General features: G+C 62.9%; 12 protein-coding genes. 9 read left to right on the forward strand and 3 right to left on the reverse strand.

Annotated elements, in window-relative coordinates:
• Positions 1-7 precede the first annotated feature (7 nt).
• A complete protein-coding gene (locus tag BLR29_RS10940) occupies positions 8-1,225 on the reverse strand; it encodes an MFS transporter (protein ID WP_092136991.1) in 1,218 nt (405 codons plus the stop codon).
• 129 nt (positions 1,226-1,354) lie between these two features.
• Here BLR29_RS10940 and BLR29_RS10945 point away from each other — a divergent pair, with 129 nt between their 5' ends.
• Both BLR29_RS10945 and BLR29_RS10950 read left to right on the forward strand, forming a co-directional pair.
• Positions 1,355-2,260, forward strand: a complete 906-nt coding sequence (locus BLR29_RS10945; RefSeq protein ID WP_092136992.1) for a LysR family transcriptional regulator — start codon at positions 1,355-1,357, stop codon at positions 2,258-2,260.
• 46 nt (positions 2,261-2,306) lie between these two features.
• Positions 2,307-3,227 (forward strand): serine/threonine dehydratase family protein, encoded by a 921-nt coding sequence (locus tag BLR29_RS10950; RefSeq protein ID WP_092136993.1) that lies wholly within the window; start codon positions 2,307-2,309, stop codon positions 3,225-3,227.
• A gap of 41 nt (positions 3,228-3,268) precedes the next feature.
• Here the strand turns inward: BLR29_RS10950 and BLR29_RS10955 are convergent, their stop codons facing one another.
• Positions 3,269-4,381, reverse strand: coding sequence for a D-cysteine desulfhydrase family protein (locus BLR29_RS10955; RefSeq protein ID WP_369804581.1), 1,113 nt, complete (start codon positions 4,379-4,381; stop codon positions 3,269-3,271).
• Positions 4,382-4,869: 488 nt separating this feature from the next.
• On the opposite strand from BLR29_RS10955, the gene BLR29_RS10960 reads away from it, so the two are divergent.
• Genes BLR29_RS10960 through BLR29_RS10970 form a run of 3 tightly spaced genes read left to right on the forward strand, consistent with a single transcriptional unit; the run spans position 4,870 to position 8,449 of the window.
• Positions 4,870-5,511: a cysteine hydrolase family protein gene (locus BLR29_RS10960; protein WP_092136994.1), complete on the forward strand. Its 642-nt coding sequence runs from the start codon at positions 4,870-4,872 to the stop codon at positions 5,509-5,511.
• The gene (locus BLR29_RS10965) at positions 5,508-7,085 is read left to right on the forward strand and encodes an aldehyde dehydrogenase (NADP(+)) (protein ID WP_092136995.1); all 1,578 of its coding nucleotides are present in this window, start codon (positions 5,508-5,510) and stop codon (positions 7,083-7,085) included. The genes BLR29_RS10960 and BLR29_RS10965 overlap by 4 nt, the downstream gene beginning before the upstream one ends.
• 44 nt (positions 7,086-7,129) lie before the next feature.
• Entirely contained in the window at positions 7,130-8,449 is a 1,320-nt protein-coding gene (locus tag BLR29_RS10970; protein WP_092136996.1) for an epoxide hydrolase family protein, read from the forward strand.
• A 28-nt stretch (positions 8,450-8,477) separates the two neighbouring features.
• Here BLR29_RS10970 and BLR29_RS10975 read toward each other — a convergent pair whose 3' ends face one another.
• Positions 8,478-9,395, reverse strand: a complete 918-nt coding sequence (locus tag BLR29_RS10975) for a LysR family transcriptional regulator (protein ID WP_092136997.1) — start codon at positions 9,393-9,395, stop codon at positions 8,478-8,480.
• Between the two features lie 91 nt (positions 9,396-9,486).
• Here BLR29_RS10975 and BLR29_RS10980 point away from each other — a divergent pair, with 91 nt between their 5' ends.
• From BLR29_RS10980 to BLR29_RS10995, 4 genes are all read left to right on the forward strand, one after another.
• Positions 9,487-10,464, forward strand: coding sequence for a Bug family tripartite tricarboxylate transporter substrate binding protein (locus tag BLR29_RS10980; protein WP_092136998.1), 978 nt, complete (start codon positions 9,487-9,489; stop codon positions 10,462-10,464).
• A 14-nt stretch (positions 10,465-10,478) separates the two neighbouring features.
• The gene (locus BLR29_RS10985) at positions 10,479-11,450 is read left to right on the forward strand and encodes a hydroxyacid dehydrogenase (protein ID WP_092136999.1); all 972 of its coding nucleotides are present in this window, start codon (positions 10,479-10,481) and stop codon (positions 11,448-11,450) included.
• 46 nt (positions 11,451-11,496) lie between these two features.
• Positions 11,497-12,204: an RraA family protein gene (locus tag BLR29_RS10990; protein WP_092137000.1), complete on the forward strand. Its 708-nt coding sequence runs from the start codon at positions 11,497-11,499 to the stop codon at positions 12,202-12,204.
• A gap of 802 nt (positions 12,205-13,006) precedes the next feature.
• Positions 13,007-13,864 (forward strand): toll/interleukin-1 receptor domain-containing protein, encoded by an 858-nt coding sequence (locus tag BLR29_RS10995; RefSeq protein ID WP_092137001.1) that lies wholly within the window; start codon positions 13,007-13,009, stop codon positions 13,862-13,864.
• Positions 13,865-13,959: the final 95 nt, after the last annotated feature.

A 13,959-nucleotide genomic window follows, 5' to 3' on the forward strand; every position in this document is an offset into this window, starting at 1 on the left:
GCTCATCTCAGTTCGATTTCAATTCGGCTCGCGGGGCGCCGCCAATCCAGTGAACTACGGATGCAACGATCCCGAGGGCGATGCCAAAGATGACGATGCCGGTCCAGCCGAAGCGCGTCATCAGCCAGCCGCTGATCATCACGCCGATGGCGCCGCCAAGGAAGGTGGCCGTCATGTAGAGGCTGTTGATGCGGCCCTGCGCCTTGGGATCGACAGCGAAGGCGCGCGTCTGGTTGGACACCAGTCCCGACTGCACGCCGATGTCGAGCACAACCACACCAATCACCAGGAACGTCAGCGAAGACTCCGCGCCAGCGAGCAGCACGTAGGCCAGCATCACGAAGCCGATACTGGCCGCGATGACGGTCCGCGGGCCCATCCGGTCGGTGGCGCGGCCGCCGAGTGAAGCGGCAAGCGCGCCGGCCGCGCCGATGATGCCGAAGCCGCCGGCCCAGGCGCTGCTGAGGTGCAACGGCCCGTCCGCCAGGAGCGCGGCCAGGTTGACCCAGAACGCATTGAAGCAGGCCCACAACAGCGCCTGGACAATCATCGATTGCCGAATCGGGGCATTGTCTCGGGCCAGTGGCCAGAGTGAAGCGAGCAAGCGCCCGTAGGAAAGGTTCGTGCTCGGCAACCCGCGGGGGAGCAGCGCAGCGGCCGCGATCCAGACCGGGATCATGAAGATCGCCGCCAGGCCGTAGACCGCGCGCCAGCCATAAGCCGTGCCGACCACACCGCTGATCGTGCGGCCAAGCAGGATACCCACCATGATGCCGCTGACAACCGTCCCGACCGAACGCCCGCGCTCGCTCGGCAACGACATCACGGCCGCAAAGGGCACCAGCTGCTGCGGCACGCAACTGACGACGCCAAGGCCAAAGGAAGCAATGATCAGCGGCCAGATGCTGGGTGCGAGTGCCGCCGCCACGGCGAAGCAAAAGGCGAGCGCGATCTGGGCGAGCACCAGCTTGCGCCGGTCGAAACGGTCGCCAAGTGGCAGCAGGAATGCCAGCCCGGTCGAGAAGCCGAGCAGCGCCGCGCCGGCGACGAGATCGACCGTCGTCAGGTCAACCTTCAGCTCGGCACCGATCAACGGCAGGATCGGCTGGGTGCTATAGATGTTGGTGATCACTGCGCCGGCAATGATCGCCATCATGACGATCTTGCTGCGGGAAGCCACCACCGGCGCACTTGCACTCGTGGATGTGTTGGGCAGGGCGCTCATGGGAATCTCCAGTACTGAAATGCGAAGGAAGCTGCGGCTCCGGGTCTGGTTTCGGAGACTACGCCCTTGCATCTGCAAAGAGAATCCCGGAATATCGGGAATCATCCTTCCATTTTTTGATAGGTTCCGATGAATCGGCTTGAATCCATGTCCATCCTCGTTGCGGTGGTCGAGGCGGGCAGTCTGTCGGCTGCGGCGCGGCGCCTTGGCATGCCGTTGGCAACGGTCAGTCGCAAGGTTGGGGATCTGGAATCGCATCTGAAGACGCGCCTGCTGCATCGCACGACACGACAGCTTTCGTTGACCGAAGCCGGGGCCTCTTACGTAGCCGCCTGCCGCCGCATTCTCGAAGACGTTGGAGAGGCCGAGCGCGCTGCGACGGGCGAATACGCCGCGCCAAAGGGTGATCTCGTGATCACGGCGCCACTGGTTTTCGGGCGCTTGCACGTCATGCCGGTGATTGCGGAGTTTCTCGCGCACTATCCGGAGATCAATGTCAGCCTCGAACTCACGGATCGCGTCGTGCATCTGATGGACGAGCACGCCGACATCGCCGTCCGGATTGGCGAACTTCCCGATAGCGCACTCATGGCGACCCGGGTTGGTGCGGTCCGCCGGGTCGTATGTGCGAGTCCAGCCTATCTGGCAGCGCATGGCGTGCCGGCCAGGCCGCGGGATCTCACCGCACATGAGTGCATCACCTTCGAGGTCCTCGCATCCGCGCGCGCCTGGGTTTTCGGGGCCGGCAAGTCAGAACTATCCGTGCCCGTCCATTCACGGCTTGCCGTCAATACTGCGGAGACGGCGATCTCGGCCGCGAAGCTTGGTGTTGGATTGATTCGCGTGCTGTACTACCAGGTCGCGGATGCGGTGCGAGACAATGCGCTTCGCGTCGTGCTCGACACCTTCGAATCGGCGCCGTTGCCAATCAGTCTGGTGCATCTGGGGCAAGCGCCCGTGCCACTGAAGGTGCGGGCTTTCCTTGATTTCGCGACACCGCGCCTGCGGACCCGCATCGCGGAAGCACTTGCTTGAGTCATGGCGCATCGCTGCTCCACAGGTAACCCAAACACTACTCAAAATGCCCTTGCATATCGAAACGCCGCTGTTCGAATCGCCATCCCTGAGCAAGTCCGCACACCGGCAGATCTGGCTCAAGCTGGATGCCTTGCAGCCTTCCGGGTCGTTCAAGCTGCGCGGCATCGGTGCGGCGTGCGAAGCCTATGCGCAACGGGGCAAGCGCCGGTTTATCTCCTCATCCGGCGGCAATGCGGGAATCGCCGTGGCCTACGCCGGCCATCACCTCGGGATTCCGGTCACGGTGGTCGTGCCGGCATCCACGACGCATCGCGCCAAAGAACTGATCCGCGAGCAGGGCGGAGAGGTCATCGTCCATGGCGCAACGTGGGACGAAGCCAACGCGCTGGCCATGTCGATGATTGGGGAGGACGCGGCCTTCCTGCACCCATTCGATGATCCGCTGCTTTGGAATGGCCACGCCACGCTGGTCGACGAAGTGGCGCGTGCGGGATTCAAGCCTGATGCCGTGGTCTTGTCCGTGGGCGGCGGCGGGCTCATGTCCGGGGTCGTGGAAGGCTTGCGGCGCAACCAGTGGGCCGATATACCGGTCATCGCGGTGGAAACGATCGGCGCCGATTCGCTTGCGCAGTCGATACAGGCTGGCCAACGCGTCACGCTGCCGTCGATTACGAGCGTGGCCACGTCGCTCGGTGCCAGACAGGTATGCGCGCAGGCGTTTGCACTCGCGCAGTCTCATGACGTGCGCAGCGTGGTCGTCCCAGACCGCGCCGCGCTGGCTGCATGCGAGCGTTTCCTGGATCAGCACCGGCTTCTTGTCGAGCCCGCGTGCGGAGCCAGCCTGGCGTTGGCCTATGAGGATGCCGCCGAACTGCACGGCTTCGACAAGGTACTGGTGGTGGTTTGCGGTGGCGCTACCGCCAGCATCGACGACGTGCGGAAATGGGCGGCGTCCGCTGGCTGACTCGACTTGACCGGCAAGCGCCGGACACTAGGAACGGCGCCCTAACTTGCCGGAAGCTCGAACTCGTTTCGATACGCATACAGCCCGGGTGTGCCGCCGGTCATGACCAGCAGCACGTTTTGCCCCCGCTTGTACCGGCCGCTTGCAACGTCGGCGAGAAGGCCGGCGAAAGCCTTGCCCGAGTACACCGGATCCAGAAGCAAGGCCTCTTCGGCGGCCAGTAGACGGACGGCAGCTTTCATGGCGTCAGTCGGCATCCCATATGCCGAGCCCCGTTGCGATCCATCGACATCCAGGTCGTCAACAGTCAGCGTCTCGGGCTGGCCAAGGAGCCCGAGTGCCGCATTGGTGAGCTCAAGCGTGCGCTTGCGGGTGGGTTCGCAATCGGCGAGAACCGAAAAGGAGCGAACGGTTCGACTTCCGCGCCCCATCGCATGAAACCCCGCCGCAAGGCCGGCGTGGGTGGCAGAGCTTCCATTCGGAACGAACACACGATCAAACTGAAGCTGGAGTTCGCGCTCTTGCTCGGCGATCTCCAGCGCGCATCGTACGTACCCAAGGCTGCCGAGCGGTGTCGAACCGCCGGAAGGGATGACGCATACACGCGTCTTCTCCGTTCTCAGTTGATCGGCGCGGGCCGATGCGGCGGCGAGTGTATCGACGCCTCCCGCCAACACGTGAACCGTCGCGCCAAAGAGCGTATCCAGCAGGACATTGCCGCTGCGCTCGTATTCTTCATCGTATCGCGCGACGGCCTTGCCGAGGAACAGCTCGCACTGCAGACCCAGCCTTGCACAGGCAGCGGCGGTCAAGCGAGCGTGATTGGATTGCAGTCCGCCAACGGTCAGGACAGTACGTTCGTCATTGGCGAGCGCCGAACCCAGCAGGAATTCAAGTTTGCGGAGCTTGTTGCCACCGCCGCCCAGTTCGGCAAAGTCATCTCGCTTGACGTAGATGCCTACGCCGTGGTCTGGGCCGATTGCCGTCTCAATCCTGCTCAGGCGCCGAATCGTAGTCGGCTTGTCCATGAGCGCCACCGTTGGGAAGACGTCCAGCGCGTCGCGAATGTTCTGGTGCATGTTGATCGTGGCCTCGATGAGGCTCGTGAAGGTCAGCTTGCGTTTCGGTGCGCCGCTCCCTTGTGCCAGGTGCAACCATCGACCGCATGCCGCATGGCCTCGAGCACGAGTTCGTCGTGTGAAGCGTCCGAGCCGTTATTTATGATCGTCGTCATTATAAAGAGATGTCGCACGTCTGGCTGATCGGCGGTATCTGGCTACGCAGCCATGGCTGACGGACTTCCCCCGCATGTGACGGATGAGGATTGGCTTCCTGTCATGCGCGAGCTTCTACCTCTTCCATTTCGGATCGCCTAGACTCGATGGATTCATTCGGCGGGGCAGGCGCAATGCGGCGCCGTGCATGCGGGGCCGGCGCACCGAATGAGCGAGCGCAGTAGCGCGGGAGCACTGTAGTGCCGAAGGCTGGCAAGAACGCGACCTGCCAGAGTCCATGCCAGCAGAGTTCATTCGAGCCCGGCACAGTGACGCGCTACGGAATGGTTCGCGCGAGTCGTCCGATGGACGGCCCGCTCATTGCGCACGTCTCAATCACGGTGCTTTGCCTGCCATGGAGAACCGAGATGCCCAATCCTGTTTATCGCGCCGATCGTACTGGCCTGCTGCTGGTCGATCCGTACAACGACTTTCTGTCGGAGGGCGGCAAGGTCTTTCCGATGATCCAGGAAATCGCCGCCGAAGTCGGCCTGCTGGACAACCTGCGCGCGACGGTCGCCGCCGTGCGCAATGCCGGCATCCAGGTGTTTTACGTGCCACATCGTCGCTGGGAACCCGGCGACTATGACAACTGGGATCATCCCAATCCGACGCAACGCCTGGTTCAGGAGCGCCACACATTCGAGAAGGGGACGTGGGGCGGCGAATGGCATCCCGATTTCATCCCTCAGGCGAACGACATCATCATCAAGGAGCACTGGGCCCAAAGCGGGTTCGCCAACACCGATCTCGATTTCCAGTTGAAACAGCAGGGCGTCACGCATGTCGTCGTCATCGGCCTGCTGGCGAATACGTGCATCGAATCGACAAGCCGCTTTGCCATGGAGCTGGGCTATCACGTCACGCTGGTGCGCGATGCCACGGCGGCCTTCAGCAAGGAAATGATGCACGCGGCGCATGAACTCAATGGCCCCACCTTCGCCCATGCGATCCTGACGACCGCCGAGCTGACGGCTGCGCTGTCCGACGTCAAGGGGAAGCGGTCATGAAACTCACGGGTCATCTCCTCATTGGTGCCGAGGAAGTCGCCGCAAGTGCGGGCTCGATGAAGGCCCTGAATCCGGCAACGAACTCCGAAATCGAGCCGCCGTTCGCATTGGGCGGCATCGCGGAAGTGGACCGCGCGGCAAAGCTGGCCGACGACGCTTTCGATAGCTATCACGACACGAGTCTCGCAGAGCGGGCCGCGTTCCTCGATCGCATTGCGGCTGGCATCGACGCCATCGCCCAGGAGCTGGCGCAACGCACGTCGCTCGAGACGGGATTGCCGGTCGCCCAGCTAGAGGGAGAAGCCGCCAAGGCCGCCACCCAATTCCGCCAGTTCGCAGCTGTCGTGCGCCAGGGACGCTTCCGCCAGGCGACGATCGATTCCGCGCAGCCGGAGCGTCAGCCGCGTGCGCGCATGGATCATCGCATGCAGAAGATCGCCATCGGTCCGGTGGCCATCTTTGGCGCGAGCAACTTTCCGATTTCCTATTCGGTCGCGGGAGGCGATACGGCCTCGGCGCTGGCCGCCGGTTGTCCGGTTATTCTGAAAGCGCACAACGCGCACCCCGGCGCGTCTGAAATGCAGGGGCGCGTGATCCGGCAGGCGGTGAAGGACTCGGGGCTGCATGAAGGTGTGTTTTCTCTCGTGCGTGGCGGCGGCAATGACATTGGCGAGGCGCTTGTCGATCATCCTCTTGTCAAGGGCGTCACCTTCACGGGCTCCGAAGTCGGTGGCATGGCGCTGTTCCGGCGCGCGCAGCAACGTCCTGATCCGATTCCCGTCTTCACCGAAATGACGAGTGTCAATCCGACCTTTGTCCTGCCGGCGGCACTCGCCTCGCGAGGGGGCGAGATTGGCGATGGCTTCGCGGAGCGCATGCTGGTCACCGTCGGACAGGCCTGCCTCAAACCAGCCATCCTGCTGGCCATTCACGGTCAGGGCTACGAAGAGATGAAGCAGGCAATGCGCGCGCGTGTACAAGCCATGCATGCGCGCACGATGCTGACGCCGGGTATCAACACCGCGTATCGCAGGAACCTTGAACGGCTATCCAACGCCGGGGCCGAGCGAATCGCGGCTGGCGGCGATCCTCAAGGCGTCTGGGACGGTCAGGCGATGCTCTTCGAAGTCGACGGCGCGCGCGTCCTGGAATCGCCCTCATTGTCGGAAGAAGTCTTCGGGCCCGCCGCGTTGATCATCCGGGTGAAGGACGAAGCGCAACTCCTCGCCATTGCGAAGCAGTTCGGAGGCCAGCTTTCCGCGACGATGCAGATCGATCCGGATGACTATGCGATGGCTGCCCGGCTGCTGCCGATTCTGGAGCGTCGGACCGGACGAATCGTCATCAACGCGTTCTCGCATCCGCAGGAGGTGTCGTACGCGTCAATCCACGGTGGGCCGTTTCCCGCGACGTCCGACAGCCGCTTCACCTCGGTCGGCATGAGCGCCATCGAGCGATTCCTGCGCCCGGTCTGCTATCAGGGCTTCCCCGATAAATTGCTGCCTGAAGCGCTGAAGCACGAGAATCCTGCCGGTATCTGGCGTCTCACCGACGAGGAACCGTCGACGGCCTGATCCACGCCGGCCATCGCCTCGCCTTTCGTTCCCAGAGGTTGTTTATGGATACCGATCTCCTTCCCGAACGCTCGCCACGTCGCCGCTTTTTTGGCATGTCAGCGGCTGCCATTGCGGCAACCTCGTTGAGCCGGTACGTTCTGGCCGATGTCTCCATCGTTAGTGTTGCCCGGCCAGCCGGTGGCGACAAGAAAGCGATTCGTCCACTTCGCGTCCGCGTTCCGGAGTCGCAGCTCGTCGAGTTGCGCAGGCGGGTCAAGGAGACCCGGTGGCCCACGCGTGAGACGGTGACGGATGCAACGCAGGGCGTACAACTTGCGACGACGCAGAACCTGGCGCGCTACTGGGCGACCAGCTACGACTGGCGGCGGATCGAGCGAAGGCTGAACACGTTCCCGCAATTCGTGACCGAGATCGACGGGCTCGACATTCACTTCATTCACGTTCGATCGAAACAGAAGGATGCGCTGCCGATCATCGTCACGCATGGATGGCCCGGCTCGATCATCGAACAGTTGAAGATCATCGAGCCGCTTACCGATCCGATGGCCCATGGTGGCACGGCGGCCGACGCCTTCGATATCGTGATTCCATCGCTGCCGGGTTATGGATTCTCGGGGAAGCCGACAACGACAGGCTGGGATCCTGGCCGTATCGCGCGCGCATGGGTGGCCTTGATGAAAAGGCTTGGCTATACACGCTATGTGGCTCAGGGGGGCGATTGGGGAAATGCCGTCACGGAGCAGATGGCGCTGCTGAAGCCGCCTGAGCTGCTTGGCATTCACACCAACATGCCTGCCACGGTGCCTGACAACGTCGCCAAGGCGCTCAAGTTCGGGGAGCCCGCCCCAGCCGGCCTTTCCGCCGACGAGAAGCATGCGTACGATCAACTCGACTTCTTCTACAAGCACGGTCTGGGGTACGCGCTGGAAATGGCAAACCGCCCGCAGACCCTCTACGCGATCGAGGATTCACCCGTCGGCCTTGCCGCGTGGATGATCGACCACGACGCGGCCAGCCAGGCGCTGATCTCGCGCGTGTTCAATGGCGGGTCCGAAGGCCTGAACCGTGACGATATTCTCGACAACATCACGTTGTACTGGCTGACGACCACGGGAATCTCGTCTGCCCGACTGTATTGGGAGAACAAGCTCAACTTCTTCGAGCCGAAGCACGTTGCCATTCCCGTGGCGGTCAGCGTATTTCCCGACGAGATCTACGCCGCCCCACGGAGCTGGGTGGAAAAGGCTTACCCCAAGCTGATCCATTTCAATCGCCTGCCCAAAGGCGGCCATTTCGCTGCATGGGAACAGCCACAAGCGTTCTCGGAGGAAATTCGCACGAGCTTCCGGTCGCTGCGTTGAGGGAAGGACTGTGGGTGCCGACCCACCGCTATTCGTCGCCCGACGCGGCACTGAACAGCGCTTCGCCGCGCTCCTGGAGCAGGGCCATGAGCCGCAGCGCCGCGGGCGACAGGTAGCCCTGGCGCCTGTACGTGACACCAAGCCTGCGGCGCAGCGTGGCTTCCTTCAGCGGCACTTCGCGCAGCGCATGCTTGTGCTCGTCGAGGGTATGCCTGGAAAGGAAGCTCAATAGCTCGGTCTTTGCGATCAGCCGGGGCAGCAGTGGAATGGAGTTCGCGTCTATCTGCGTGACTGGCCTGGGCAGGCCGTGCGACTGAAATGCGGCGTCGAGCCATTGCCGGCTGGGAATCGATGCAGCTGGCAAAACCCAGTGCCATGACAGCAGGGACTTGAGCGTAACGCGCGGTAGCTTGAATACCGGGTGGGTAAGGCTGGCAACGACGACCACCACGTCTTCCACAATCGCATGACTGACCAGCAAGTCGTCATGCTCCGGCATCAATCCAATCAGCAAGTCGAGGGCGCCTTCCTTCAGGCGTTCGCGCAGCACCAGGCTCGGCGCCACGGTGATGTCGATCGTCGTGGCGGGGGCTTCTTCCAGCAAGAGATTGCAGATCTCCGGCAAGACGCGCTCGGCGGCGATCGGGCCGCTGCCGATCCGCACGTGCCCGGCGTTGCCCTTCGCGAAATCGCCGACCTCCCGCAGCGCCTCGTCCGTGGCGCCCCGCAGCATGCGGGCTCGCGCCAGCAACACTTCGCCGACGGGCGTCAGCCTGATGCCGCGCCCCTTGCGCTCGAACAGTTTGCTGTCGAATGCCTCTTCCAGGCGCTGCACGGCCTTGGTCAGGGCCGGCTGCGTGCGGCCCAGCTTCTCGGCGGCGGCCCCAACGTGGCCGAGCTCGGCCACGACCTCGAAGTACCTCAGGTCCCTGAGCTGGATGTCCATTGATAACTCTGAGGAATCGAAACATGAACATTATCAAATAGACGGAATGCTTTTGCACGACAAGAATGCGGCTACAAACCAAGGAGACACGATGCTGAATCTTCGACTTCTGGCTGGCGCCGCCGTGCTGGCTCTTTGCAGCGGCGCCGCGAGCGCCGACACCTGGCCCGCCAAGCCGATCCGTCTTGTGGTGCCGTTTCCTCCCGGCGGCGGCACGGACGCGGTAGCGCGCCTGGTCGCCGAGAAGATGTCGGCACAAGCCCACTGGACCGTGGTGGTCGAGAACCGGCCCGGAGCAGGTGGCAACGTCGGCCTCGATGTTGTGGCGAAGGCGCCTGCGGATGGCTACACGATCGGACTTGGGCAGACCGCGAATCTGGCGATCAATCCCGCGCTGTACCCGAAGATGCCTTTCGATCCGCTGAAGGACTTCGCGCCCATTTCCACGGTGGCGTCGCAACCCGTGGTTCTGCTCGTCAACGCCGCCTCGCCGTTCAAGACGCTCAAGGACGTGGTCGTCGCAGCCAAGGCCAAGCCCGAGTCCCTGCGGATGGGTACGCCGGGCAATGGCACCGTGGCACACCTGGCTGGCGAACTGCTGGAGCGGCAGGCGGGCTTCAGGATGCTCAACGTGCCGTACAAGGGCGCCAGCCCGGCAATGATGGATCTGCTGGGCAACCAGGTGGAATTCAACTTCGCCAACACCGCCGCTGCCATTCCGCAACTGATGAACCAGAAGGTCCGCGCACTGGCCGTCAGTTCCGCGCAGCGCATCCGCAACGTGCCGCAACTGGCCAACGTGCCGACGGTAGCGGAGGCCGGATATCCCGGTTTCGATGCCATCACGTGGACCGGCCTGGTGGCGCCGGCACGCACGCCCCAGGCGTTGATCGATCGCATCAATGCGGAAGTGCGCAAGGCGCTCAAGACGCAGGATGTGCTGGACAAACTGGCTGCGGAGGGCAGCACGCCGATGGGCAGCACGCCGCAGCAGTTCGGCGACTACCTGCGCGCCGAGCACCAGAAATGGGGCGCATTGATCCGTGACGCCAATATCAAGCTCGACTGAAACCTGAGATTCCCATGCACACAATTCTTGTCACCGCGCCCAGGCTTGCCCCAGCCGGCGTGGATCTGCTGAACCGGGCCGGTGCTCGCGTGATCTACCTGTCCTCGCCCGACGATGGCGGGGAGGTCGAGCACATCATGGTCACGGAGCCCGTGGACGCGGTGATCTCGCGCACGGTAACGCTGTCCGCGCAGGCGATTGCATCCTGCCCGACGCTCAGGGTCATTTCGAAGCATGGCGTCGGCGTCGGCAATATCGACGTGGAAGCCGCCACGCGGCGCGGCATACCGGTCTATGTCACGCCGGGTGCGAACGCCCAGTCCGTTGCCGAGATGACCCTGGGCCTGATGTTCTCGGCATCCCGGCGCATCGGCTGGATGGATGCCGAGCTGCACGGCGGCCGCTGGTCGCGTGCCCAGGATGGCGTTGAATTGCACGGCAAGACCATCGGGCTGGTCGGATTCGGACAAATCGGCCAGCGTGTGGCGAAGGTATGCCTGGCGCTGGGCATGAAGGTGGTGGCCTTCGATCCGGCCGCGAGCGGCGGCCCCAGCCCAGTCGACGGCGCCGTGCTCGTTGCGTCGATGGCGGAGCTGTTGCCGCAAGCCGATGTGCTGAGCCTTCACGTTCCGCTCAACAAACACACGCGCAACATGCTTGGCGACGAGCAACTCAACCAACTGCCGAAGGGCGCCATCCTGATCAACACGGCGCGCGGTGAGGTGGTGGACGAATCCGCGCTGGTGGCCGCGCTTCAGGATGGCCGGCTCTTTGCCGCAGGCCTTGACACCATGGCTGTCGAGCCGTTGCCCGCCGATAGCCCGCTGACGACGCTGAAGAACGTCGTGCTGACGCCCCATGTCGGAGGATCGACGCCGGCGGCCCTGGCTGCCATGGCAGGCGCCGCCGCGCGGAACGTGCTCGGCTGGCTCGGCGGGAATCCGGTGGACCGCGCCGCCTGTGTCAATCCCCAGGTGTTTGCCTGATTTCACCCTTTCCCTGCTTCCCGCTTTTTCTCTCCTGGAGACCGTCATGAGCCAATTCGAATCCTCCGCCACGGTGCAGTGGCCGGCCGGCTATCGCATCAACCCGCGTGCGGAAGGCCCCGCCGCTGCCATCGTGGCAGCGTTTCGCGAAATTCCCGTCGCCGCGATCGGCGATTCGATGAGCCGCAATATCGGCACGGTCGGCCTGCGCCAATACCATCGCCGGCTGGAGGCCGTGCTGTGCGGCCCCGCGGTGACGGTACGCGTCCGGCCGGGCGACAACCTGATGATCCACAAGGCGCTGATGATGGTGCACCCCGGCGATGTGCTGGTCATCGATGGCGGGGGCGATGTTACACAGGCGCTCGTCGGTGGCCTGATGCGCACCACGTGCGTGACAAAGAAGCTCGGTGGACTGGTCATCGACGGCGCGGTTCGCGACCTGTGCGAATGGGCCGAAGACGGCATGCCCATCTTCGCGAAGGGCCACACGCACCGGGGCCCGAGCAAGGACGGCCCCGGCGAGATCAACGTGCCGGTCTCCTGCGCCGGGCTTGCGGTCCTGCCCGGCGACCTGATCGTCGGGGATGCGGATGGCGTCATTGCCGTTCCGGCTGCCGAGGCCGCATATGTGCTGGAACAGTGCCGCGCGCACCTGGCCAAGGAAGCGAAGATCCGCGCGCAGAACGCCGCAGGCACATCGGACCCCGAGCGGTTTGACGCCGCCCTTCGCGCCAAGGGCCTGCCTGTTTAAGCCTGGAAGATGAAAAGACGGCAACCTCTATATGTCGGCGGCCCAGATCGAATACCCGGTGAAGATCTACCGCATGGCCATCCAGGCCCAGCCATCGCCGATTGATCACAGGTAGGCGACAAGGGTTTGAGTGTTCCGGGCGGACGGTTGTCCCTACGAGGCCAATCGTCCGCGTGGCTGCAGTCACCTGCCTCATCCCGGCGAGGCACTGAAAGCGAGTCGGGAGCGGTCGATCGGCACATGGTTTGGTGCACGGCCGCTTCAGGGCCGACTTTGGTCATTCTTCTGCTCGGAAATACGGCGCCGCGTAAAGCTTGCGTGTGCGACGACAACTGCACTTCAAACGCGTGCTCGCGCTGGTGCAGCCTGTGCCAGCCGGCCGGCTGCACGGTGACCCGCCCGGTGAGCGTGCCGGTTAACTCGGCGGCAGCCCGGGCTTTCCTCGCACAGGACTCGCAAGTCCCCGACTTTGCGTGCAGATAAGGAACGCCAGATTCTCCGATAGAGATCTGGATCACACCCTAATCGGCCAATAGCAAATCACGACCCTCCATGTAAGAGGACTTGAGCTGCAATAAGCCCGCCTTCATTGCGCTTTGTCGACCGCTGGAAGATTTTGCGTTACCAAGCGCGTCTTCCTTTGCTGTCTGAAAGAGGGCATATATCTTAGAGTTAGAACGGGAGAGCGAGGCGCGACGCGCGGGGAAATCCGTGTGACGATATCTCACACACACATCCGCCCGGGATTCGGAAAATACCGTGTTTTCATTGCCCCAGCCGACAACTAGACTGAGTAATCGACATGGCCGACGTCTTCATCAGTTACGCACGAGAAGACCATGAACGCGCCCGGCAGCTTGCCTCGGCGCTGGATGCACAGGAATACTCTGTCTGGTGGGATCGCGAGCTTATAACGGGAGAACGCTATGACATTGCCATTGAACGCGAGCTTGACGCTGCGAAAAGCGTGGTCGTACTTTGGTCAAAAGATTCGATTGGCTCTGAATGGGTCAGGAATGAGGCGGCTGCGGCCGCAGAGCGAGAAGTACTAATTCCTGCCCTGCTTGACACCGTGAAACCGCCGCTGGAATTTCGCCGAAGGCACACGGTGGATTTGGCTGGTTGGCGTGGAGATCCCGGCGACATCAATTTCCAGACGGTGTGCCGAGCAGTTTCGGTGAACGTCGGCCGACCACCGGTTTCTCCGATTTCACCTCCAAAACCCATCAGCCTTGTTGAGCGGTTTGCCCGGCGACTAAGTAAGATCAAGCCCGCACCAATCATCATGCTCGCGGCCGTCATCGTCGCAGTTACTCTTTCCATTCGAGCTCCGACGAGCATCCGTGGTCAGCAAAAAGCTGGCGTTTCGGACACTCCGATCGTTTCAAATGTCTACACTCATCCTGCTGGCAGCTTCGAAAGACAGGGCGAGATTTGGGTAGAGTATCCTCCGTATTCGCCGGGCAGAAACTTCCAGTTCAAGGAGGCGAGGCGGGACGGCGAGTTTATTTATCTTTTTGATGAGACTCGGCACAAGGCGGGCGATCCTTTGCGGATCATGTATTTGCGATTGCCCATCGCTGGTGGGATGGCGCAATGGTCTTATCCCAATCCATTCATTTGGCAGGACCTTTACCCTGTGACGCCTAAACAGCAATAGCGACTCACTAGCGGATTCAAGACCTGCGTCCCGAATGTTGCCCTGATGGAGGCTAGCTCTCACGCCGATGCCTCAGAACTCTGTGAAATCCACGG

Origin of the sequence: Cupriavidus sp. YR651 (genome assembly GCF_900101625.1) — a bacterium.
Taxonomy (GTDB): Bacteria; Pseudomonadota; Gammaproteobacteria; order Burkholderiales; family Burkholderiaceae; genus Cupriavidus.

Coding starts and splice junctions, on each gene's coding strand:
- BLR29_RS10980 (WP_092136998.1), top strand. CDS start 9,487: ATGCTGAATCTTCGACTTCTGGCTGGCGCCGCCGTGCTGGCTCTTTGC.
- BLR29_RS10990 (WP_092137000.1), top strand. CDS start 11,497: ATGAGCCAATTCGAATCCTCCGCCACGGTGCAGTGGCCGGCCGGCTAT.
- BLR29_RS10995 (WP_092137001.1), top strand. CDS start 13,007: ATGGCCGACGTCTTCATCAGTTACGCACGAGAAGACCATGAACGCGCC.
- BLR29_RS10985 (WP_092136999.1), top strand. CDS start 10,479: ATGCACACAATTCTTGTCACCGCGCCCAGGCTTGCCCCAGCCGGCGTG.
- BLR29_RS10945 (WP_092136992.1), top strand. CDS start 1,355: ATGAATCGGCTTGAATCCATGTCCATCCTCGTTGCGGTGGTCGAGGCG.
- BLR29_RS10950 (WP_092136993.1), top strand. CDS start 2,307: ATGCCCTTGCATATCGAAACGCCGCTGTTCGAATCGCCATCCCTGAGC.
- BLR29_RS10975 (WP_092136997.1), bottom strand. CDS start 9,395: ATGGACATCCAGCTCAGGGACCTGAGGTACTTCGAGGTCGTGGCCGAG.
- BLR29_RS10960 (WP_092136994.1), top strand. CDS start 4,870: ATGCCCAATCCTGTTTATCGCGCCGATCGTACTGGCCTGCTGCTGGTC.
- BLR29_RS10965 (WP_092136995.1), top strand. CDS start 5,508: ATGAAACTCACGGGTCATCTCCTCATTGGTGCCGAGGAAGTCGCCGCA.
- BLR29_RS10940 (WP_092136991.1), bottom strand. CDS start 1,225: ATGAGCGCCCTGCCCAACACATCCACGAGTGCAAGTGCGCCGGTGGTG.
- BLR29_RS10970 (WP_092136996.1), top strand. CDS start 7,130: ATGGATACCGATCTCCTTCCCGAACGCTCGCCACGTCGCCGCTTTTTT.